Source organism: uncultured Aquimarina sp. (assembly GCF_947496855.1).
GTDB lineage: Bacteria > Bacteroidota > Bacteroidia > Flavobacteriales > Flavobacteriaceae > Aquimarina.
In genome coordinates, this window is record NZ_CANMED010000004.1 from 16,120 (window position 1) to 37,701 (window position 21,582).

Genomic DNA, 21,582 nt, shown 5'->3' on the forward strand with positions numbered 1-21,582 from the left:
TATAATTAATTTTTAATAATCTTATTTCTGAATTTCTCTCCAGTAGTTATATCAAAAATTTCTAAGATATACATACCAGAAGGTAATCCATTTACAGAAAGTCTGGCGGACTTTTGTTTATTCAACATTGGTTCTGCTCTAACGACATTTCCTGCGATATCCATTATTCTAATTCTAGTATTATTCATATCAAAATTAGTAGAAATAGTAATATAATCTGATGCTGGATTCGGTGATGCGGTTACTTTAAATTGATTTTCTGGAGCTTTGACACCAGGTTCTTGATCTCCAAAAAAGAATCCAAACTCTGCATTTGCTAGCGCTACCTCCATCTGTGCCCAAGTTCTGTGATAATTTTGTGTAAAATCTTCACCTGCATTATAAGCAGCTTCTAATCTATCAAATTCAGGATCATTTTTATAATCAGATCGTATATCAAGAAATGTTACTCCTGGTTTGATCTGATCTCCATTAGGCATTGTACCGCTAAATCCATTAGGAATGTATACCTCTTCTTCAAAAATTCTTCTGAAATCTCCTCTATCCTCTGGAGAAGAAACTCCTTTATCATCTCTATAGGTATTCCACATTCTGTCTAACACTTCTTTAGCAAGATCGCGAGCATCTGTATCTAATATAGCATGCTTTTGTGTTCCCGCTGCATAATAAATAAGTGCTTTTGCCATAGATGCCGCTACACCAAGGTCTTTTCCGTAATCTGTTACGACTACGCTAAGACCAGAATTGCTTCCTGGGCTATCAGGATTCCATGTATCTGGTTCTCCTGTCCATTCTAATGTTGCAGGTATTTCAAAATCATCCGTACCAATAAGTTTTACTTCACTTTTTACCCAAGTCGTCCATTTATCCATCAGGTTCTTAGCCATTGGGTCATTTGTTATGTAGTAATATTCTGCTACACGTTCCATTGACCAAGCTTGCCATCCGAACCATGTTCCACTTCCTGGATCATGATATACAGGATCCGTATCAAAAGCCATATCATAAAATGTAGATTTACCTGCTGGATATGGGCTATAATCTCCATTCCAGCTATTCGTAGCACCACCTGCAATGGCTCCTTCACTAGACTGTAACCAAGTATAGAACTCCATTTGTCTAGTTAAACTCTCGTTCCAATCTCTTTCTCCATTACTAGAAATTGGTTTTAATTCATCTACCTGTGTTAAGGCATAAGCTGCCATAGGGTTTTGATACCCAAAATGACAATGACTAGAGCTTATTCTAAATGCCCACTGCGAAGCAGGATCTGCAGACCCACCCCAAGACATGTACCACGACATTAAATAATGCGCACTATCATATCCCGATCCTGCTCCACTGGTCGCACTTTGTACTCCCATGGGCTTAAAATATTTATCAAACATGGATAGTCTTAAAAAGTCTCCCATTTTGGATGCTTTGTCTAAATCTAAACTTCCTAAACTTGCTCCTTGTTCTTTAGCATACACTTGTGCCCAATACATTGCTTGCACAGCTCTGGCATCTGCATCAGGAGCACTAGTATATCTCCACTGTTGTGCATAGTTCTGATCTTCTATAAATAAAGGTAGGAAACCATCTGTTCCACCCCAATCAAAGCTTTCCCAAGATGGATGAGGAACTGTTTCATATACCGACTCTTGTTCTCCTCTCTGAAAAGTATTGATATAAGATGGCGTACTAACTCCATCTCCTCTATTACCATATCCATAAAAATTATCATTGTCTAATAACCAATGCATCTGATAAATATCAGCACCATACGTAGCTGTTAAATCAGGTGATACTGGATCCACTCCTACAGGAGCACTAAAATTAAGTGGTGCAGGATAATCACTTGGTAAAGGAAACTCACTTGCATATGCAGCAGGAGAAGAGGCATTATATGCTCCATTCGTTGGTTGATCTGCTGTTGTCGGAATAATAAACTGTTCAGTTTTTTCCCAAACATCTCTTAATGGAGCCCAATCGCCACTAATTCTACCATGCATTGTTTCCAACCACATCCAGTAAGAATATAATTCACTAGTTGACTCATGTCCATAATCCGGTGCTTCTACGATCAATGTTTCAATAGAATGATGCGGAGATCCATCTGCACTAAAATATCCATTTTCTGGATTGTAAATTTCATTTCTCAACTCAATAAAGCGATTGATATATGCATTATCACCTGTTGGAGGATTAATAATAATATCTCCATCTGTTACTGTAATGGTAATAACCGCCTGATCAATTCCACCGTTTCCATCACTAACTGTTAAAGTAGCAGAATAAGTTCCTATAGAGGTAAACGTATGTTCTACTGTTACTCCATTAGCCGTATTCCCGTCTCCGAAATCCCAACTATAACTTAATGCATCTCCATCGGCATCCATTGAAGCAACTGCATCAAAAGTTACCAATAATGGAGCTTCTCCAGAAATAGGTGTTGCAGAAATGTCTGCTACTGGATCTGTATTTCCTCCACCAGTATTACTACAATCCGGTTCGGTATCAGTTAAACTGAAATAAAGTGTAAATCCTCCATTTTTAGAAACCATTACAAAATTATCTCCATCTACATTAACCCAATATTCACCATCTAAACCAATAACCTGAGTACCAGAAAGTACCGCTTCGGGTTGTGGAGCATTAAAATTGTGTGTTAAATTTCCTATAAGATCAATATACCAATTAGGAGTTCCATTATTGGTATTAATTGCAAATTGATACAATCCATTATTTTCTAAATTCCAATTGATAGTAAATTCGCGAATATTACTAGGATCTGGACCTCCATCGCCTAGTACAAATACGTTAGTATATCTATTATCTATAGATGGTAAAGCCGATGTAATTGGTGTTTCAAAAGTACAATCGCCACCAATAGTAACTGGATTTCTAACAACAGCTATAGAATTGGAGAAATCAAAATCTCCAACTAAAGCCGAAACATTCGTATTTGCTTCTAATCCTTGTAATCCATCTTCATAACTCAAATGCCAAATTAGGCAGGTACCCGTTCCCGCTCCATCAAAATCAACATCTTCGATATTTGCTGGTAATCCCAAAATAACATTCTGGTCATCTGTTACTACCCATTGAGAATTAGTACCTGTGTTTCCTGCTAGAGAAATTCCAGAAACATTGTCTGCAACACCGTCTCCTACAGTAAAAGTAAATGGACCTCCTGATATAACTCCTCCATCAGGTCCTGGTTGATCCACTGGGTTTCTAACAACAGCTATTGAATTAGAGAAATCAAAACCACCAATTAATTCTGAAACATTATTATTTGCTTCTAAACCTTGTAACCCATCTTCATAACTCAAATGCCAAATTAAGCAAGTACCTGTTCCAGCTCCATCAAAATCAACATCTTCGATATTTGCTGGTAATCCCAGAATAACATTCTGATCATCTGTTACCACCCATTGAGAATTGCCACCTATATTCCCTGTTAAAGTAATTCCTGAAACATTATCTGGAACACTATCTCCTGTAGTAAATACAAATGGTCCACCAGTGATACTACCACCATCAGTTATAATCGGGTTAGAAATTCCTCCATCACAATCAGGTGCAGTTGCAGAAGTACTAAAGTAAACAGTAAATCCAGCTGTTTTAGAAACCAATACAAAATTACCTTCATCAATTGTTACGTAATATGAACCATCTAGCCCTGCAAAACCAGAACCTGCAATTGTAATTTCTGGTTGAGAAGAATTAAAATTTTGGGTAACGTTTGGTAACAAATCATTCCACCAACTAGGAGTACCGTTATTGGTATTCATAGAAAATTGATATAATCCATTATTTTCTAAACTCCAGTTAATATTAAACTTAGCAATATTATCTAAGTTAGGACCTCCATCGCCTAAAACATATATATATTGAAATTCTTCGTTAACAGACGACAAACCATTAGGTATCGGCGTGTCAAAAGTGCAGCTTACACTGCCATCAGTAACACTAATTGTTTTTGTTTCAGAATCGGTATCTCCTAAAGCATTTGTTACTGTAAGAGTTACACTCACCTGTCCTATTTCAGTATATATGGCAGATGTTGTTACCGTAGAGGCTACATCACCATTACCCAAATCCCAAGTATATGTGAGATTTCCTCCCGTAGGATCCGAAGATGCAGAAGCATCAAAGCTTACATCTAATGGTACAATTCCTGAATCTGTACTCACTGTAAAAGAGGCAACAGGACTTCCATCGGTAACCGTAATCGTAATCGTTTTTGTATCTTCTTTACTACCATCACTTACAGTAAGTTGAGCATCATACTCGCCTATAGCTGCGTATTCATGTGCAATTGTTACTCCAGAACCTGATTCTCCATCACCGAAATCCCATATATAAGTTAAGGAATCATCGTTTTCATCAGAAGAAGCTGATGCATCAAAATTCACTGTTACTGGAGCTATACCGGTAGTTGGTGTGGCAGAAAAATCTGCTATTGGTGCTATATTTCCGTCAAGCACGGTAATTGTTTTAGTAAACTCCGAAGAAGTATTAGTCCCGTCATTTACAGTAAGAGTCACTAAATAGGATCCAATTTCTGTATATGTAATTAATGGATCTCCTACAGAAGATGTCTGACCATTACCAAAATCCCAATTATAACTCAATGAATCACCATTAGGATCAGATGAAGCCGAAGCATCGAATGAAACTTCTAATGGAGCCGTTCCTGATTCTGGAGTAGCTGTAAAAGACGCAGTTGGGACTTCACCTCCATTAGGCTCTCGACCTCCAACCAATATTCCATCTGCATAAATTGGTACATTATCAGAAATTTGCAATCCACTAGTTAATCCTTGATAGGAAAAATCATTTGACGCATCCCAAGCTGTTTCGGGAGCACTAGTGGGTAATGAGACTCTTAACTGAATCTCACTTCTATATTCTCCTTGTCCACCAGGAAAAGGCATGTTGTCTTGATCAACCTCTATTTCTGCATAATAAATATTACTAGAAGCATCCCACTCTTGTAAACTATTAATTGTAGTGTTTCCTGCTCCACGAGCAGTAAGCTCATAATCACTTGCACTAAATCCAGCGGCAATACCTTCTGAAATATCGACAAAGTAACGAGCTGTTAATGTATTTGGTACTCTTGCAGGCCATCCAGAACGGTTGTTTAACCATATCGCTACTTCTGTAAATTTTGACTGATCATTATTCAGTTTAACTTCATTCGCAAACTCTAATCCCGGAGTTTCTGGTTGTGGAAAATTAGGTAATGGTGATCCTCCAAATTCCATGACCATCCTAGCCAATACTCCTTGATAACAAGCATTATAATCTGTAGCTACTTCATTAGCCTGAAAATCATCTCTATCTTCTTCAAATGCATCGTCAGCTCCTGAAGGTCCTCCCATCAAAGCTCCCCACATAGTATGTCTAGATTCTACAGGATTTGCACTACTTCTAGACCAACTAGAATGTTGTCCTCTATGATGCGGTTTTGTTGGTGGATTAACACCAAATCCAGTTACCAAACTTCTATTATTAGGATTATCACCCAATGCATAGTTAACTTGATTTATAGCAAAATTTCGATATTGACTGCTCTTAGGTGTAATCACATTATCACTATAAATAAGAGCCGTTAAAGAAGCATTCATTGCATGACGTAAAGATCCCCATTGTGTTAAATGAGCCTGACCTCCTGGAGAATAATTAACTCCTCCATTTCCTTCTTGCCACCAATCTAAATGACGTTCAGCATCAGTCTTATACGTATCTTTCCCTGTTATGATTGATAACAAAACCATATTTCCATAGGATTTATCTTCCCATACAAGACTCCATAAGAAATCTGGTTGTGTATATTCTGCTTCAGCCTTATCTAAATATTTTTGATCTCCTGTGGCTTTATACAGCCAAAGTGCACCCCAAGTAAGTTCATCCTGAAAATTACCTGATGTATAAGTTCCTACTGCTGGTATATTTCCATCAGAAGTATACAACCCTCTGTGATTATCACCAAATTCATATAATTCAATTGCATGACTTAATAACGTAGCACTATAAGCTGGATCGCTGTCTTTAAAAATAATACTAGCAGAAGCTAAAGCTGCAGCTGTTTCACAGGCCACATCTGTGCCTGGATTACTCGTTGTCAACGCATAAGATTTACGCTGTCCATACATTGGATGTATATCAACCATTTCTGCTGGCATCCAAAAATTATGATCTTGAGATTTACTATCTGCTACTTGTGCATAAAAAACATTGGGTGAAGGATGACATTTTATGAAGTAATCTGTTACCCATTTAATATTTCTTTTAAAATGCTCGGTTTGATTTGCAGCATCATAACCATCTTTGTATTCTAAAAATCCCCAATTAAGAGCGGTTACAGAAAAAGCCATTGGAAAACCAAATTTAACGTGGTCTCCAGCATCGTTCCAACCTCCTGTAAGATCAAGTCCTACATCAGCCCCATCATTGACTCCTGAATCAGATCGCCAACTTATTCTGTTCCAATCGGGTAATTTTCCAGATTGTTGTGTTTCATAGAAAAGCAAAGACTTTTGCAAAGCTTCTCCATAATTATATTGTGCTGATGATTTAGCACAAAATAAGCACCAAAACATCATCATGCTTATTTTTATTAAATTTCTCATTGTTAGTTTAGTTTTAAGATTTGTGTTTTCTTGAATTGTTTTGAATTGTTTTGAATTGTTTTAGGGTTTAGTTCATATGATTGTTTTTAAGGTTAATCAAAAGATGAAAATAGTTCTATGCGAACTAGCTCAGCAACTTTAATTATTAAGTGATACTATTCTAATAGAATTCGTGTTAAATTCTTTAGTATTCGCTATATAAATTGGTTGACCAATTTTAAAAAGTATTAATACACCTACTTTTCAAATTCGTTCTTTTATTACAGTTCCCTTAGATTGGATACTTAGAAGAGATAAAAGCAGTCTATATCTCTAGTTTCCGTTTGAAATGTGCAGTTTGTTTTTCGTAAGATACCTTACTTAATATTGATGGATTATTGTCTTTAGGGCAATTCATAGGTTAGTTCAGTTTTAAGTTAATTGTCATTAGAACCATATCAAACATAAATTGGGAAAATGCTTAACATGACGATTGTTACGTTACTTGTCCGTTCATCGATAAACTCTTTTATCAAATCTTAATCTAATTATTAAGGTTTGATCTAAAAATATCGTTTGAAACGTTGAATAAAGTTATGACAACTCCAAGGTAAAAAAGTAACACCACTCACCTTTACTACGTCTTAACAAGTTTTATCTACAACTTATTATTTTTTACTATTACTCTCAGAGCTTACTGTTTTTAGGCTATAAAAGAAAAGTTGTTTTATTTTTCTTAAAAATTAAAAAACCAAAAAAGTTTGGTTGTTAAGAAGATGCTAAGAAAAAAGAAGTAAAAAAAAGACAAAAAAAAAGACGTTTTACAAAAAAAGAAAACCTGGTCAATGGTAAAACCATAAACAAATTTAACAAAAAATCATTTTTAAAGAATATTACTTACGAAAATTTTGTTAAAAACGTTAAAAAATTAAACAAGAAACAACTTACACTGTTTTTGTATTTTTAGAAATTATCAGATAAAATGCGTAAAATTTTCTATAATTATAAACCATAATCATTGTTCATTTATCTTATAATTGTAAAGGATTCCATTATTATATAAGTAATGTCAAGCTACAACAAAATATTGCCACTATATCTTTTTAATTCCTGAGTAGACATGGAATAAGAAAATATAAATCATTACAATTACGTTATTTCGTAACCATACTATAGTAAAAGAAGAGAATTTGAGCCTTAGGTGTTATTCTTTTATAAATAATAATTTAGTATATATGTAGTTATAATGTGAGTAGGCTATAAAAAGATTTCTAATTATTGACTCATTAGTATATGTATCTTTCTTAGACTATTTAATTCCATACTTATCAAAAAGATACACTAAACTCGTCATAGTGGCAGCTCCTAATTCTAATTCACGTTTATTAATAGCATCAAAGGTATCATTCTTAGCATGATGATAATCAAAATAGCGTTGAGAATCAGGACGTAATCCTGCCAAAACTATTCCATCTTTTTTAAGAGGGCCAATATCAGCCCCACTGCCACCTTTAGCAAAATAGTGAATTAAATAAGGTTCAAACAGTGATTTCCAATTTTGGACTTGAGTGAAGTTTTCATCGTTACAATCAAAAGAAAAGCCTCTAGGTGTAAAACCGCCCGCATCACTTTCTAAAGCAAAAACATGATTTTCTCCTTTATTCTTAGCTATTTTAGCATATTTTTTACCTCCTCGTAATCCATTTTCTTCATTCATAAATAAGACAACCCGAATGGATCTTTTAGGTTTATATCCAGTTTCTTTAAACAATCTTAGTACTTCCATAGATTGGACTACTCCAGCACCATCATCATGTGAACCATCGCCTAAATCCCAAGAATCGAGATGTCCTCCAACTACCATATATTCATTCGGAAACTCACTTCCTTTAATCTCACCTATTACATTAAAAGATTCTACATCTTTCCAGCTACGACAATTCATATTCATTAGAAACTTAATCTTTGGATTTAATGTTAGCATGGAATGTAGTAATTCTGCACCATTTGTACTTATTGCAGCTGCCGGGATTTTCTCTAGATTAGTCAAATTTCCATAACTCATAGTTCCCGTATGCGGAAAATCATCTAACCTTAGGTTCATAGATCGCACAATTACACCAACCGCTCCAAATTTAGCAGCCTCTGCAGCTCCCGAATATCTTTGGTCAACACATCCACCATACGCCTCAAAAGTATTTATTAGATCTGCTTGCATCGGACGATTATAAAATACAATTTTACCTTCTATCTGACTCGTTCCTAATTTACGAAGGTCTTCTATGCCTTTCACCTCCACAATTTCTGCTTTCACTCCTCCAATAGAGGTCGGCACTGAACCTCCAAGTGCACAAATAGGCACATTGGTTGTCTCTCCTGGTTCTGTTTCAATATAAGCAAACTCAGTCACTCCTCTCGTCCACTTTGGCACCATAACTGACTGTAACCAAACTTTATCAATTCCGACATCTTTTAATTCTTGTTCTGTCCATTCTACGGCTTTCTGAGCATTTAATGAACCTGATAACCTAGCTCCAATCTGATTAGATAAATGATCTAACCAAGCATAACTTTTACCTTTTAATAATGAGGTATTGTAAAAATTTCTAATCGCTATAGAATCTTCTTTAGTATCATCTTTCTGGCAAAAGGAGATAAAAGAAAAAAACAAGCATATAATAAGGGTTACGTTTTTCACAGAAGTATTTTTATATAGTATTATGTAGCTACCAATACAGTCGCTTTTTTATTCGTTTTCTAACTGTTGTTTATACAGTTCTATATTTGATTTTGTTTCCTCATCTAATTCCGGCTCTCTTATATCATCAAGCTTTATTAAGGTATCATAAAGTGTTCTGGCAACAATATATCTCGCCGTTGGTTTATCATCTGCAGGAATTATATACCAAGGTGCATTGGGTAAAGATGTTTTATTTATAGCATCCTGATAGCAGGATTGATACGTATCCCAGAGTTTTCGTTCTTTAAGATCTCCCGAGGAAAACTTCCAGTTTTTTTCTTTTTTTTCTAACCTACGAAGTAATCTATTCTTTTGCTCATCTTTAGATAAATGCAAATAAAACTTATAAATCAAGGTTCCGTTTTCTGCAATATGCTTTTCAAAATTTCTAATTTGTTCAAAACGTTTTTCCCAAAATGCATCATCAATATCTTCAACTGAATTTACATTTGGTAAATTTTCTCCCATAATATATTCCGGATGTACTCTTGTCACTAAAACATTTTCATAATGTGTTCTATTAAAGACAGAGAATCTACCTCGTTGTGGCAATGCAATATAATGTCTCCATAAGTAATCATGTCCTAACTCTAATTCTGTAGGCACTTTAAAACTATGAACAACTATTCCCCTAGTATTAAAATCTTTAAAAACTTCTCGAATTAGACTGTCTTTTCCTGCTGTATCCATACCCTGCAGACAAATTAGGATTGCATACTTATCATGTGCATATATTGTATCCTGAAATTCACCTAATTTCTCTCTAACCTTTTCCAGTTCTTTTTCAACTTTTTTCTCGCTTTCATTAAGATCATATATAGTAGGGATCTTTGATAATTCTATTGGCTGAGAAACTCGGAAGTCTTCGTGGTTTATTTTAATCATAATATTACATGTATTATCTCTGGTAAGATACTAAAGTTTTAGATTGGTGAAAAAAGAAATGTGTTAAGGAAGATAAATCCTAAAAAAATATACAAGCTAATACTGATAAAAACCCTAAATCAAAAAAATACTATCCTTCTTTCAATATTATTGGTAAGACATAACAAAACTGATAAACACCTTGCTTTTATAAATATTGGTATAATAGAATATCTATCTTGCATCAAAATCATAACTGAATCCTACGAGAAATGTATCATATTGCCTTCCTAAACTTTTAATATTTAATTCGGCAAAAATATGAACAGGAACAGAAATCTGATGTAAAGCTCTTATTTTGATCTGAGCTCCATGATTAAAATTACCTGTTCTAAAAGCAATTAATGCATCATCCTCAATTTCCTCAAAAACACTTGAATCATTTCCTATGTAACCAAATCCAGCAGTGATTGTAGTAGGATACCAATTAAACAAAATCAAATTTACTCCCAGAGCAAGTTCATTGTATCCATCTACTTCTTCATCCGTACCTATTGAAAATAGTCGATTATATTCTCCTATAAAAGTTGTGTAGCAATTGGAAGCATATTCTATTCTAGCTCCTAAACCAATCTCCTCAACAGTACCAAAACTCTTGATAGCTACTAAACCATAATTTATAGCACTTGGTTCATATTGCGCAGTCGCTGTAAACGAAAGGCAGAAGAATATTATGACAAACAGTATTCTATTCATTTTAGAGACAATATATATGATATCAATTAAAATAAGCTAGTTAGAGTCATTCCCTTTTCTAGCGCATTTTAATTGATAACTAATATTAGAGATGGGTCGTAAAATAAGGATTCTCCTTACTTAGCTGCAAAAAGTTTAACATCTTCTTCGCTCACCTCTTTACCTCCAAGGATGATAAGACGTTCCACAACATTACGCAATTCTCTAATATTACCAGTCCAATCATATTGTTGTAATTGTTTAACTGCTTTATCAGAAAATGTCTTTACTGGCGAACCTTGTTCAGTAGATATCTTCTTCGTAAAATAACCTATTAATAAAGGAATATCTTCTCTACGATCATTTAAGGCAGGTACTTTAATCAAAATAACTGCGAGTCTATGGTATAAATCTTCTCTAAATCTGTTCTCCGCTATTTCTTTTTTAAGATCTTTATTAGTTGCTGCAACTACTCGAACATTTACCTTAATATCCTTATCACTACCTACTCGTTGGATTTTATTCTCTTGTAATGCTCTTAGTACTTTAGCTTGTGCAGAAAGGCTCATATCTCCTATTTCATCAAGAAATATTGTACCTCCATTAGCTGCTTCAAACTTACCTGCACGATCTTTATTCGCTGATGTAAATGCTCCTTTTACATGTCCAAATAATTCACTTTCAATTAATTCTCCTGGAATCGCTGCACAGTTCACTTCTATCATCGCACCCTTTGAGCGATCACTTTTTTGGTGTATCCAGTGAGCTACTAATTCTTTTCCAGTTCCATTAGGTCCAGTAATGAGTACTCTGGCATCAGTAGCTGACACTTTTTCTATAATATTTTTAATATCAGAAATCCCATCAGATTCTCCGATCATCTCATAATTTTTAGAGACTTTCTTCTTCAGCATTTTATTTTCTACCACTAATTCTTTTCGATCCAAGGCATTACGCACAGTATTTAGCAATCGATTAAGATCCGGTGGCTTGGAAATATAGTCAAAGGCACCTAATCGCATTGTATTAACCGCTGTATCTAAATCTCCGTGTCCAGAAATCATAACCATAGGTATTTCGGGTTTGATTTTTTTTGCAGCCTCTAATACTTCTACTCCATCCATTTTGGGCATCTTGATATCACATAATACCAAATCATAATCATCATTCTTGATTTTTTCAATTCCTACCAATCCATCCTCAGCCTCAAAAACTTCATACTTATCATTTTCTTCTGATAATATTTTAACCAGTACTCTCCTGATTGCTGCTTCGTCCTCTATAACTAATATTTTTGCCATTATAATTTTAATTTAATTCCACCTCGTAGATAAAATGTGTTTCTATCATTGAGAATTAGAACATTTTCTTGATTTTTGTCTCTCAAACGAATTTCATTACTTAATGTATATCCTGCGTATGTAAAGAACAATAAGTGTTCCGTAAAATAATATTCGTATCCCAAGGCACTATTAATAACCAACATAGATGCGTTTTCTGCTACTTTAGTATCTCCGTTTTCATCGATAAACATTCTATTATTCTGTATATTTCCATAAAAACGATCTAACCCTATAAATGCTTGTAAAGTATTGGTTTCGTTAAAAAAATATTTAATACTGGTTTTAGGAGTCCCTAAAGCATACGACCAGCTTGGATGAAATCTTTTAGAATAATTAATAATAGGTAACGGAAAATTAATACTCGCAGGAGAGGCATATCGCAATCCTAAAACTAATCTTGCAGTTTTAGGTGATGTTTTTTTTCCATAACTTTTCACAAAATATATAGACCCTATATATCTGAAATCATCTCCATCTATTCCTGAAGCTTCTAAATTAGAAGAGAGCCTAGTACCTAATTTAGCTCCAAACCTCCAATTATTTTTCATCTTGTACGTATACCCTAATTCAAATCCAATTGTATGAAATTCTTCTAATCCAATTTTGTCTACGATAATAGAATCATCGTTTAGCTCCAAATTATTCAACCTATACTGAAAAGACATAACAAGATATGTTCCACGGTCGTTCATTTTAATAGGATAATTTCCCGAAAATCTAAAACCACTGTAAACGTTGTCACTTTTTGATTGAGGTAAGTATACATATTCTGCCCTTGCTAAGTTCGTATCCTGAGATCTTACTGTGTTAACAACACAACAGATCAAAATGCAAATCATCAGCAGGTTCTTATTATTCATTTTTTTTATTATCTAGGGGCTTTAATACTATACTATTCTTTTGGTTTTAAGATGGTAACTTCTCTTTGAGGGAATGGTATATTTATCTTATTATCTCTAAACAAACGATCAATCTCAAATCTTATTTCACTTTTTGGAATTCCAGCTTGAAAACTATCGTTCATTGTAAAAACGAGCCTGAAATTTAATGAACTATCTCCAAAATTTGTAAACAACACTAATGGTTCAGGAGTTTTTAAAACTTTCTCATTATCATTTGCTATTTTAATCAGTAAATCTTTAACAAGATTCACATCACTACCATATGCAACCCCAATCTCAACTGATTCTCTCGTAATCGATCCATTTTGAGTCCAATTATACAAAGTAGAAGTAAGGTATTTATGATTAGGTATGATCAGTACTTTATTGTCTATAGTTACAGCTCGAGTAGTCCTTAATTTAATTTCTTCTACTCTACCGATTTTACTTTCTAATTCTATAATATCACCAACATGTACCGTTTGGTCTATAAAAATAAATATTCCAGATATTATATCCTGTATTAATGTCTGTAGCGCTAAACCAACACCAACCAGCAACGCTGCTGATGCTGCAAAAATCGCAGTAATATTGAATCCAATACTATCCAGTGTAACCAGAACTATAATAATATAAACAAAATATTTGGCGAAAGAAAATACAGAAACAAATTTTACTTTATCCTCTCTTGGAAGTTTTCTGGTAACGACTTTTCTTATAAATTTCAGAAATAAAGATGTAACAAAAAGAACAAAAATTACAAACAAAAATAATCCTACCGTAAGTACTATTGGGTCTTTCTCCGGCCCTAAATGAAAAATTTCGAAGTCCAAAAATTTCTTGATGTTGCCCCAAACATCTTCCTGGATCACTTCTTTAACCTGTTCTGTAATCTCCTCTTGGATCATATTAATACTTTAACCACTTAAACAATTCCTTATAGCTAGGTTTTTTACCATACATCAAGATACCTATTCTATAGATTTTTCCGGCAAACCATACCATAAAAATAATACTACCTATCAGTAATACTATGGAAATCAAAATCTCCCACCAGGGAACCCCAAAAGGTATTCTCATTAACATAACAATAGGCGACGTAAGAGGAATCATAGAAAACACGGTAGAAACAGTTCCGTGCGGATTTTCTATCACAGCAAAAAAACCAACATAAATTCCTAACATTAATGGTAACAAAATAGGTAACATAAATTGTTGAGAATCTGTTTCGCTGTCCACGGCTGCACCTATAGCCGCATATATTGAACTATATAAAAAGTATCCTCCGATAAAATACACAAAGAAAGAAAGTACTAAGGTTAGTAATGGAAGTTTTAGTATATCCTGAATTAGAAGTTGAATATCTTCTTGACTATTTTCTTGTAACGCGATAGATGGATCTACTCCTACAGGTTGTGGATCCATTCCAAATAATGATGTAGCTACGAAAAGAAGAACACCTCCTAAAAACACCCAAATAAGAAACTGTAAAATACCAGCAAAAGAAGTACCTAGTATTTTACCCATCATCAATTGCATTGGTTTTACAGAAGAAATAATGATCTCTATAATACGGTTTGTCTTTTCCTCTATTACTGATCGCATCACCATATTCCCATAAATAATGATAAACATCATCAATAAATATCCTGCGAACCCTCCAAATGCCATCTTCACATAATTAGACATTTTAGAAGTTTTCTCTCCAGAAAAATTTTCTATCTGAATATTTATTTTTGCTTTAGAGTTTTCTATGGTTTCTAAATTAAGACCTTCGGCTTTATAGTTTTGATTTGTTAGTTTATTTGCAATAATTCCTTCTATAGTATTTAGTATTGAAAAATTCGGTGATTCTTCTGCATAAAACTGAATAGATTTCGAAAGTTCTTTATTAGACGATTTCTTAGGAATATATAATAATCCATATAGTTTTTTAGAAATCACAGAATCCTTTGCTGTTTCGATATCATAATTACTATAATTAATATATTCTACTGCATCAGTATCTTTAAGATCTGTAACAAACAATTCTGTTTCATCAATAAAGGCAACTTTCTTAACTTCATCATTATTAATAGTGGTTAGCCAAGCTATTAATGCGATCATTCCGACTACGATTAACGGACTAAGAAACGTCATCACTACAAATGTTCTATTACGTACGCGAGATATAAACTCTCTCTTTATGATTAACTGTAAATTATTACTCATTTTCTGTAATGGTTTTAATGAATATTTCGTTTACACTTGGTATTACCTCGTTAAACCGAACAACTTGTGCTCTTTCGGATAAAAATCTAAGTAGATCATTGGGAGAAGCATCTTTATCCAAAGATATTTTTAGTTTCAACTGATCTTCTATTGTTTTAAAATCTGCCGGTTCTGTTACGAACTTATTTTGCAAAGCTTCTTGTAATTCTGTATTATTTTCTGACAATAACCCTACTTCAAATATATTTGCCTTGTATTCTTTTTTGATATCAGAAACTTTCCCTTCTAGTATTTTATTGGATTTATTGATCAAAGCCATATGATCACACAACTCCTCTACGCTTTCCATACGATGGGTAGAGAAAATTACAGTAGCACCTTCATCACGCAACTGAAGAATTTCGTCTTTAATTACGTTAGCATTTATAGGATCAAAACCACTAAAAGGCTCATCAAATATCAATAGCTTAGGTTTATGCAATACCGTCACAATAAATTGCACCTTCTGTGCCATTCCTTTAGAGAGCTCTTGTATTTTCTTATCCCACCAATGTGATATATCAAATTTATCAAACCAATATTTTAGTCGCTCCTTTGCATCTTTTTTGCTTAACCCCTTAAGTTGAGCAAGATATAATGCTTGTTCACCTACTCTCATTGATTTGTACAATCCTCTTTCTTCCGGCAGATATCCAATATCTTTAATATGATGAGATTGTAATGGCTCTCCATCCAGAAATACACTTCCTGTATCCGGAAGCGTGATTTGATTAATAATTCTGATCAAGGTTGTTTTACCAGCCCCATTAGGACCTAGTAATCCAAAAATACTTCCTTTTGGCACTTTAATAGAAACATTATTTAGAGCAATAAAGTCTCCAAACTGTTTTGTTGCTTGTCGTACCTCCAAAAGATTGGTCATATAGAAAAATGTGATTTGTTCTGAAATTAAAAAAACTATGCTAAGTAAGTCAAAATATTAATGAAATGAAATAAATAGTACTACTTAAAAGAATCAATAGATACTAAGGACATGCAATTGATATAATGATAACGCATCAATATTTAACCTATTCATAAAACTTTAATCTTATAAAAAAACAAAACCCACCCTAAATACAAGTATTAAGGATGGGAAAAAAATTGCTATGAAAAAGAAAAATTATCACTAAATGCGCTAGTGATGTTTCAAATATACGAATTTTTATTAAACAAAAATTGCATTTAAAAATGATTATACTTACAAAAGTACCATTCTTATTTTTATGAAAACATGTCTTTTACTTTTTCAAAAAATGATTTGTCTTTACTGTCTGGACTAGGTTTAAAATGCTCATCCTGAGCCATTCTTTCAAAAAATTCTTTTTGTTCCTTATTCAATGTTTTAGGTGTCCATACATTTACGTGCACTAAAAGATCTCCTTTTCCATAGCCATTAATACTAGGGATTCCTTTACCTCTTAGTCTAAGTATTTTACCACTCTGCACACCTTCTTCTATCTTAATACGAACTTTACCTGATACGGTATCAATCTCTCTTGACGCACCAAGTGCTGCTTCAGAAAAACTAATATAGAGATCATAATGCAGATTATCTCCTTCACGTTGTAGTTCTGAGTGATCTTGCTCTTCTATTGCCACTAAAAGATCACCTGGAACACCATTACCCGGTGCTTCATTTCCTTTTCCAGAAACTTTGAGCTGCATACCATCTTCTACACCAGCAGGTATTTTTATACTTACTGTTTCCTCTGACACTTTTAAACCTTGACCATCTGCATCTGCAGGCTTTTTATCTATAATCTGTCCAGCTCCTCCACAAGTAGAACATGTGGTAGATGTCTGCATTCGTCCTAGAATAGTATTCGTAATTCGAGTCATCTGACCACTACCATTACATGTCGAACAGGTTTTATAAGTAGTTCCGGGAGCTTGAATCTTACGCTTAACTTTAATTTTTTTCTCTACTCCATTAGCAATCTCTTCTAATGTAAGTTTTACACGTATGCGCAGATTGCTTCCTTTTACACGACGTTGTCTTCCGCCTCCGCCGCTGAAACCGCCGCCAAAACCACCGCCGCCAAAAATATCTCCAAACTGACTAAATATGTCGTCCATATTCATTCCGCCGCCGCCGAAACCGCCGCCAAAACCACCACCGCCTTCAAAAGCTTGATGCCCAAATTGGTCGTATTGAGATTTTTTATCAGGATCACTTAATACTTCGTATGCTTCTGCTGCCTTCTTAAACTTCTCCTCTGCCGAAGCATCTCCTGGGTTTTTATCTGGATGATACTCTATCGCTTTCTTACGATATGCTTTTTTAATTTCGGCTTCTGTGGCGTTTTTACTAAGGCCTAAAATATCATAAAAATCTTCTTTCATCTCTATTTATCTTATTGTCCAGTTACCACCTTAGGAAAACGAATTACTTTATCTCCTAATTTATATCCTTTTTCTATAACATCTACAATCTTCCCTTTTAACTCATCACTAGGTGCTGGAATCTGGGTTATTGCTTCATGATCGTCTGCATTAAACACATCGCCAGCAGCTACTTCTACTTCAGACAACCCTTTAGTCTTTAATGTTTCTCTTAATTTGTTATGAATCAGTTCGACGCCTTTCAGTAAATCCTTATCAACAGATTTTTCAATCTCTTTCTTGGCACGATCAAAATCATCTAATACTGGTAGCATAGATTGTATAACATCCTGGCCAGCTGTCTTAAACAACTCTATTCTTTCTTTAGAAGTACGCTTTTTGTAATTTTCGAACTCTGCAAAAAGTCTCAAAAACTTGTCTTTTTCTTTTTTCAGATCCTCTTTTAATTGTGTTTCAGCATCCACCTCTTCTACCTTGGTTTCCTCTACAACTTTATCAAGTACTTCTTCTACTTGATCCTTTACATCTTCTGTATTTTTATTTTTCTTACTCATGTAACTAGTACCTTTTATAAGTTTCTTTTTTTGAAGATGCAAAAGTACTGCCATTTTTGAATAAATGTCATAATGTCACAGGAATATTTTAGTATATATTTAAGAGTATTCATTTTCTAAAAAAATAATTTTGATTTTTTAAAACTATAAACTAGAATTATTATGAAAACCAAATTAATAAACCTATTTGCTATTACTGCAATTATAATAGCAGCATCTTCTTGTAAAGGCGAGAAAAAAAATGAAACCGAAGCTACTACTGCAGAAAAGGTAGTAGAAGCACCTGCAGAAGCAATAACTTATATTGTGGACAATGCTGCTAGTACTATTGAATGGGTTGGTAAAAAACCAACAGAAAACCATACAGGAACTATTAACATTGCAAAAGGAAAAGTAAAAACACAGGATGGAAAAATCCAAAGTGGATCTTTTGTGATTGATATGGCTTCAATTAATGTAACCGATTTAGAAGGTGATCAAAAAGCAGGTCTTGAAGGACATCTTAAAGGAGAAGGAGAAGGTAAAGAAGATCATTTCTTTAATGTAGCTAAATTTCCTAATGCTTCTTTTGAAGTGACTGGAATTTCAGAAAAAGAAGGTAAAACAATTATCGAAGGTAATCTTACGATCAAAGAGATTAAGAAAAATATTTCTTTCCCAGCAACATCAGCTTTAGAAGGAGATACAATGACTTTAAACAGTGAAGTGTTTACAATTAATCGTACAGATTGGGGTGTGAATTATGGATCTAAATCTGTTTTCGAAAACTTAGGTGATAAGTTTATTATGGATGATATCGAACTTAAGATTAGTCTAAAAGCTACTAAAGCTTAATTCAAAAAAACTATCATATAAAAAAGGTCAACATTCTAGAATGTTGACCTTTTTTATATTTTATGATTTACTTGTATATCAAATAAGTTCTTCTATTGCCTGAGTAATATTATCATATCTAAATTGAAAACCTGCTTCTAAAATTTTATCACTACACACTCTCTGACTACTAAACAACAATACGTGCATATCTCCAAGAATCAATTTCATCATAAATTTAGGTACATTAGGTAGTATTATTTTTTTACTCATTTGATCCGCTACCACACGCGTTAATTTATTATTAGAAACGGGATTAGGTGCTACAGCGTTGTATATTCCCGTCAATTCTTCTTCTACTACATATATAAACATACGTGCCAAATCCTCTAAATGAATCCAACTCTGCCACTGTTTTCCGCTCCCAAAAGCCGCTCCTACTCCTTTCTCAATAGGTTTTGCCATTTTTGGAAACGCTCCACCTTTATTAGAAAGTACTAATCCAATTCTAAGAAGACTTACTTCAATATTTAATGTTTTAAACTCCTCAACTGCTGCTTCCCATTTTTTGACTACTTCTCCTAAGAAACCTGTATCTTCCTTAGAAGATTCTTCCATATAATAATTCTGAAAAGAATCAAGATAAATCCCAATGGCACTTGCAGAAACTATATGGCGAATGGAATGTTTTACTTTTTTAAGTGATTCTATAATGAGGGAAGCAGTATCAACACGGCTATCAATAATTTCTTGCTTATACCTCTTTGTCCAACGTTTGGCTACTGTAGCACCAACAAGATTAATAATTACCTCTACGTCTTCAAAGCATTTCGAATCTATTTCTCCTTTTGAAGGATTCCAATAAAACCCCTTATAATTCTTTTCTGATGTAAGTTTATTTTTACTAGTTGTAAGATAATGTACATCAATTTTTGATTGATGGCATAGTCCTACTATTTCCTGACCAATAAGTCCAGTTGCACCAGTAATTAAAACTTTCATCGTTGAGTTATTTCGTGCAAAATAACACCCGATTTTAACATAACCTACCTCTTTATTATAGGTTTAACAAATATTAAAACATCGACTAAGAAAAACGTAAATAACCTCTAATTTTTTGTTGCCCTTAGCATTTCTCTTTTACCAGGCGGACCAGGAAGCCTTTCTACAACAAAACCAACTTCTTGCATTGCACGTCTCACACTACCTTTCGCAGAATAAGTAACTAAAACACCCTTATCCATTAGTGCTTCATACATTACTAAGAAAATATCAACACCCCACAACTCTGGTTGTACTCTTGCACCAAAAGCGTCAAAATAAATTAAATCAAAGCAATTTTTATCCTCTATTTCCGCAAAAAACTGTTTACGTTTGGTAAGAAAAAAAGAAGATGATATCCTATTCAGATCTTCCCATGGAGATTTATGCATCATATCAAAAATTGTTTGCTCGTTTACAGCAGATAATTGAGCTACGTAATTCAAAAACTTTACCTCATCCAAAGGAACTGGATACGCTTCTATTCCAACATAATTAATCTTTTGGTCATTTTTGAAAGCTTCTAGATAGGTAATAAAAGCATTTAAACCTGTTCCAAAACCAATCTCTAGAATATTCAATTCAGGAAATTTTCTGGAAGCTAATATATGATCAAAACCACTTTTGATAAAAACGTGCTTTGCTTCATTAATAGCCCCGTGTTTAGAATGATACTGTTCATCTAACTCAGGAAAGTGAATAGTTGTAGAGCCATCAGAAGTGGTAATAATCTCGCGTTTTAAATCTCTTTTCATTACTGCTTTACTAACACTCCATCTGCCATAAAAGAATACGTTTTCTTAGGAGTAGTAATAGCGGCTATTTCATCCTCAGATTTTCCTGCATCTTGCGCCAAATGTCGTAATTCATCAACAGAAGTTTCAGAAACATAGGCTTTTCCTTGAACAATTATGGTATCATTCTCAATATCTTTGGGAACAAAAAAGCCATAGTCTTTAAACTTTACCATCGTTTCTTCTTCTTTATTTAAAGCAATCTTCATCCAACAACCTTTGGCTTTACAAACACCATTTACTGTACTAGAAAAAGCAATGTCTATTGTATCTCCTTCACTAAGATTATCGTATTTCTCTGCTATTGCATCCTTATACAAGATGGCTTCTGATGAAATTTTTCCTCCAAAATTGTCATATTCACTTAGCGCTATATCGTTAACTGAGAAAGATTCTTCTCCTTTCTGTACAGAATTACAACCTATTATAAATGACAATCCCGCAAAAAACAGTGCTATTTTTTTCATAATACATTATTATTAATGATGTTTAGCAAAATTAAACATTTTTAAAATTCTTAATTTATCAGAAAAGGGTATTTTTGTTTAAAATATTAACTATTGTAAGTTTCTTATCTGTTTTAGGACATAATTAATAAAAAATACAATAGTAGATA

Annotated in this window: 15 protein-coding genes; 1 reads left to right on the top strand and 14 read right to left on the bottom strand. The window is 33.8% G+C overall.

Going from position 1 to position 21,582, the window contains the following annotated elements:
• Positions 1-5: 5 nt before the first annotated feature.
• From Q0921_RS12385 to Q0921_RS12435, 11 genes are all read right to left on the bottom strand, one after another.
• Positions 6-6,626 carry a glycoside hydrolase family 48 protein gene (locus Q0921_RS12385; RefSeq protein WP_299257264.1) on the bottom strand — a complete coding sequence of 2,207 codons (6,621 nt, stop codon included), beginning with the start codon at positions 6,624-6,626 and terminating at the stop codon, positions 6-8.
• 1,288 nt (positions 6,627-7,914) lie between these two features.
• Complete coding sequence (locus Q0921_RS12390; protein WP_299258224.1) at positions 7,915-9,276, bottom strand: M20/M25/M40 family metallo-hydrolase; 1,362 nt, start codon at positions 9,274-9,276, stop codon at positions 7,915-7,917.
• A 75-nt stretch (positions 9,277-9,351) separates the two neighbouring features.
• On the bottom strand, positions 9,352-10,230 hold the full coding sequence (locus Q0921_RS12395) for a PPK2 family polyphosphate kinase (RefSeq protein ID WP_299257265.1): 879 nt from the start codon (positions 10,228-10,230) through the stop codon (positions 9,352-9,354).
• 213 nt (positions 10,231-10,443) lie between these two features.
• A complete protein-coding gene (locus tag Q0921_RS12400) occupies positions 10,444-10,965 on the bottom strand; it encodes a hypothetical protein (RefSeq protein ID WP_299257266.1) in 522 nt (173 codons plus the stop codon).
• Between the two features lie 116 nt (positions 10,966-11,081).
• On the bottom strand, positions 11,082-12,245 hold the full coding sequence (locus Q0921_RS12405) for a sigma-54 dependent transcriptional regulator (protein WP_299257267.1): 1,164 nt from the start codon (positions 12,243-12,245) through the stop codon (positions 11,082-11,084).
• Positions 12,245-13,147 (bottom strand): DUF6268 family outer membrane beta-barrel protein, encoded by a 903-nt coding sequence (locus tag Q0921_RS12410; protein WP_299257268.1) that lies wholly within the window; start codon positions 13,145-13,147, stop codon positions 12,245-12,247. The genes Q0921_RS12405 and Q0921_RS12410 overlap by 1 nt, the downstream gene beginning before the upstream one ends.
• 32 nt (positions 13,148-13,179) lie before the next feature.
• Positions 13,180-14,076 (bottom strand): mechanosensitive ion channel domain-containing protein, encoded by an 897-nt coding sequence (locus tag Q0921_RS12415; RefSeq protein WP_299257269.1) that lies wholly within the window; start codon positions 14,074-14,076, stop codon positions 13,180-13,182.
• Between the two features lies 1 nt (position 14,077).
• Positions 14,078-15,379, bottom strand: a complete 1,302-nt coding sequence (locus tag Q0921_RS12420) for an ABC transporter permease (protein ID WP_299257270.1) — start codon at positions 15,377-15,379, stop codon at positions 14,078-14,080.
• Positions 15,372-16,301 carry an ABC transporter ATP-binding protein gene (locus Q0921_RS12425; RefSeq protein ID WP_299257271.1) on the bottom strand — a complete coding sequence of 310 codons (930 nt, stop codon included), beginning with the start codon at positions 16,299-16,301 and terminating at the stop codon, positions 15,372-15,374. Before Q0921_RS12425 ends, Q0921_RS12420 begins: the two co-directional genes overlap by 8 nt.
• Positions 16,302-16,642: 341 nt before the next feature.
• The gene (gene dnaJ, locus Q0921_RS12430) at positions 16,643-17,764 is read right to left on the bottom strand and encodes a molecular chaperone DnaJ (RefSeq protein WP_299257272.1); all 1,122 of its coding nucleotides are present in this window, start codon (positions 17,762-17,764) and stop codon (positions 16,643-16,645) included.
• Between the two features lie 11 nt (positions 17,765-17,775).
• Positions 17,776-18,318 carry a nucleotide exchange factor GrpE gene (locus Q0921_RS12435; RefSeq protein WP_299257274.1) on the bottom strand — a complete coding sequence of 181 codons (543 nt, stop codon included), beginning with the start codon at positions 18,316-18,318 and terminating at the stop codon, positions 17,776-17,778.
• Positions 18,319-18,480: 162 nt separating this feature from the next.
• On the opposite strand from Q0921_RS12435, the gene Q0921_RS12440 reads away from it, so the two are divergent.
• Positions 18,481-19,152, top strand: a complete 672-nt coding sequence (locus Q0921_RS12440; protein ID WP_299257276.1) for a YceI family protein — start codon at positions 18,481-18,483, stop codon at positions 19,150-19,152.
• A 78-nt stretch (positions 19,153-19,230) separates the two neighbouring features.
• Here the strand turns inward: Q0921_RS12440 and Q0921_RS12445 are convergent, their stop codons facing one another.
• The 3 genes from Q0921_RS12445 to Q0921_RS12455 all read right to left on the bottom strand — a co-directional run bounded on the left by Q0921_RS12445 (position 19,231) and on the right by Q0921_RS12455 (position 21,433).
• Positions 19,231-20,133 carry a TIGR01777 family oxidoreductase gene (locus Q0921_RS12445; RefSeq protein ID WP_299257278.1) on the bottom strand — a complete coding sequence of 301 codons (903 nt, stop codon included), beginning with the start codon at positions 20,131-20,133 and terminating at the stop codon, positions 19,231-19,233.
• Between the two features lie 107 nt (positions 20,134-20,240).
• Positions 20,241-20,927 (bottom strand): tRNA (5-methylaminomethyl-2-thiouridine)(34)-methyltransferase MnmD, encoded by a 687-nt coding sequence (mnmD, locus tag Q0921_RS12450; RefSeq protein WP_299257280.1) that lies wholly within the window; start codon positions 20,925-20,927, stop codon positions 20,241-20,243.
• Complete coding sequence (locus tag Q0921_RS12455) at positions 20,927-21,433, bottom strand: DUF4920 domain-containing protein (protein WP_299257282.1); 507 nt, start codon at positions 21,431-21,433, stop codon at positions 20,927-20,929. Before Q0921_RS12455 ends, mnmD begins: the two co-directional genes overlap by 1 nt.
• Positions 21,434-21,582 lie beyond the last annotated feature (149 nt).

What these genes read in the sequence shown, in the direction of transcription:
- Q0921_RS12385 (WP_299257264.1), bottom strand. Translation starts at nt 6,626, where the DNA reads ATGAGAAATTTAATAAAAATAAGCATGATGATGTTTTGGTGCTTATTT.
- Q0921_RS12395 (WP_299257265.1), bottom strand. Translation starts at nt 10,230, where the DNA reads ATGATTAAAATAAACCACGAAGACTTCCGAGTTTCTCAGCCAATAGAA.
- Q0921_RS12400 (WP_299257266.1), bottom strand. Translation starts at nt 10,965, where the DNA reads ATGAATAGAATACTGTTTGTCATAATATTCTTCTGCCTTTCGTTTACA.
- Q0921_RS12405 (WP_299257267.1), bottom strand. Translation starts at nt 12,245, where the DNA reads ATGGCAAAAATATTAGTTATAGAGGACGAAGCAGCAATCAGGAGAGTA.
- Q0921_RS12410 (WP_299257268.1), bottom strand. Translation starts at nt 13,147, where the DNA reads ATGAATAATAAGAACCTGCTGATGATTTGCATTTTGATCTGTTGTGTT.
- Q0921_RS12415 (WP_299257269.1), bottom strand. Translation starts at nt 14,076, where the DNA reads ATGATCCAAGAGGAGATTACAGAACAGGTTAAAGAAGTGATCCAGGAA.
- Q0921_RS12420 (WP_299257270.1), bottom strand. Translation starts at nt 15,379, where the DNA reads ATGAGTAATAATTTACAGTTAATCATAAAGAGAGAGTTTATATCTCGC.
- Q0921_RS12425 (WP_299257271.1), bottom strand. Translation starts at nt 16,301, where the DNA reads ATGACCAATCTTTTGGAGGTACGACAAGCAACAAAACAGTTTGGAGAC.
- dnaJ (WP_299257272.1), bottom strand. Translation starts at nt 17,764, where the DNA reads ATGAAAGAAGATTTTTATGATATTTTAGGCCTTAGTAAAAACGCCACA.
- Q0921_RS12435 (WP_299257274.1), bottom strand. Translation starts at nt 18,318, where the DNA reads ATGAGTAAGAAAAATAAAAATACAGAAGATGTAAAGGATCAAGTAGAA.
- Q0921_RS12440 (WP_299257276.1), top strand. Translation starts at nt 18,481, where the DNA reads ATGAAAACCAAATTAATAAACCTATTTGCTATTACTGCAATTATAATA.
- Q0921_RS12445 (WP_299257278.1), bottom strand. Translation starts at nt 20,133, where the DNA reads ATGAAAGTTTTAATTACTGGTGCAACTGGACTTATTGGTCAGGAAATA.
- mnmD (WP_299257280.1), bottom strand. Translation starts at nt 20,927, where the DNA reads ATGAAAAGAGATTTAAAACGCGAGATTATTACCACTTCTGATGGCTCT.
- Q0921_RS12455 (WP_299257282.1), bottom strand. Translation starts at nt 21,433, where the DNA reads ATGAAAAAAATAGCACTGTTTTTTGCGGGATTGTCATTTATAATAGGT.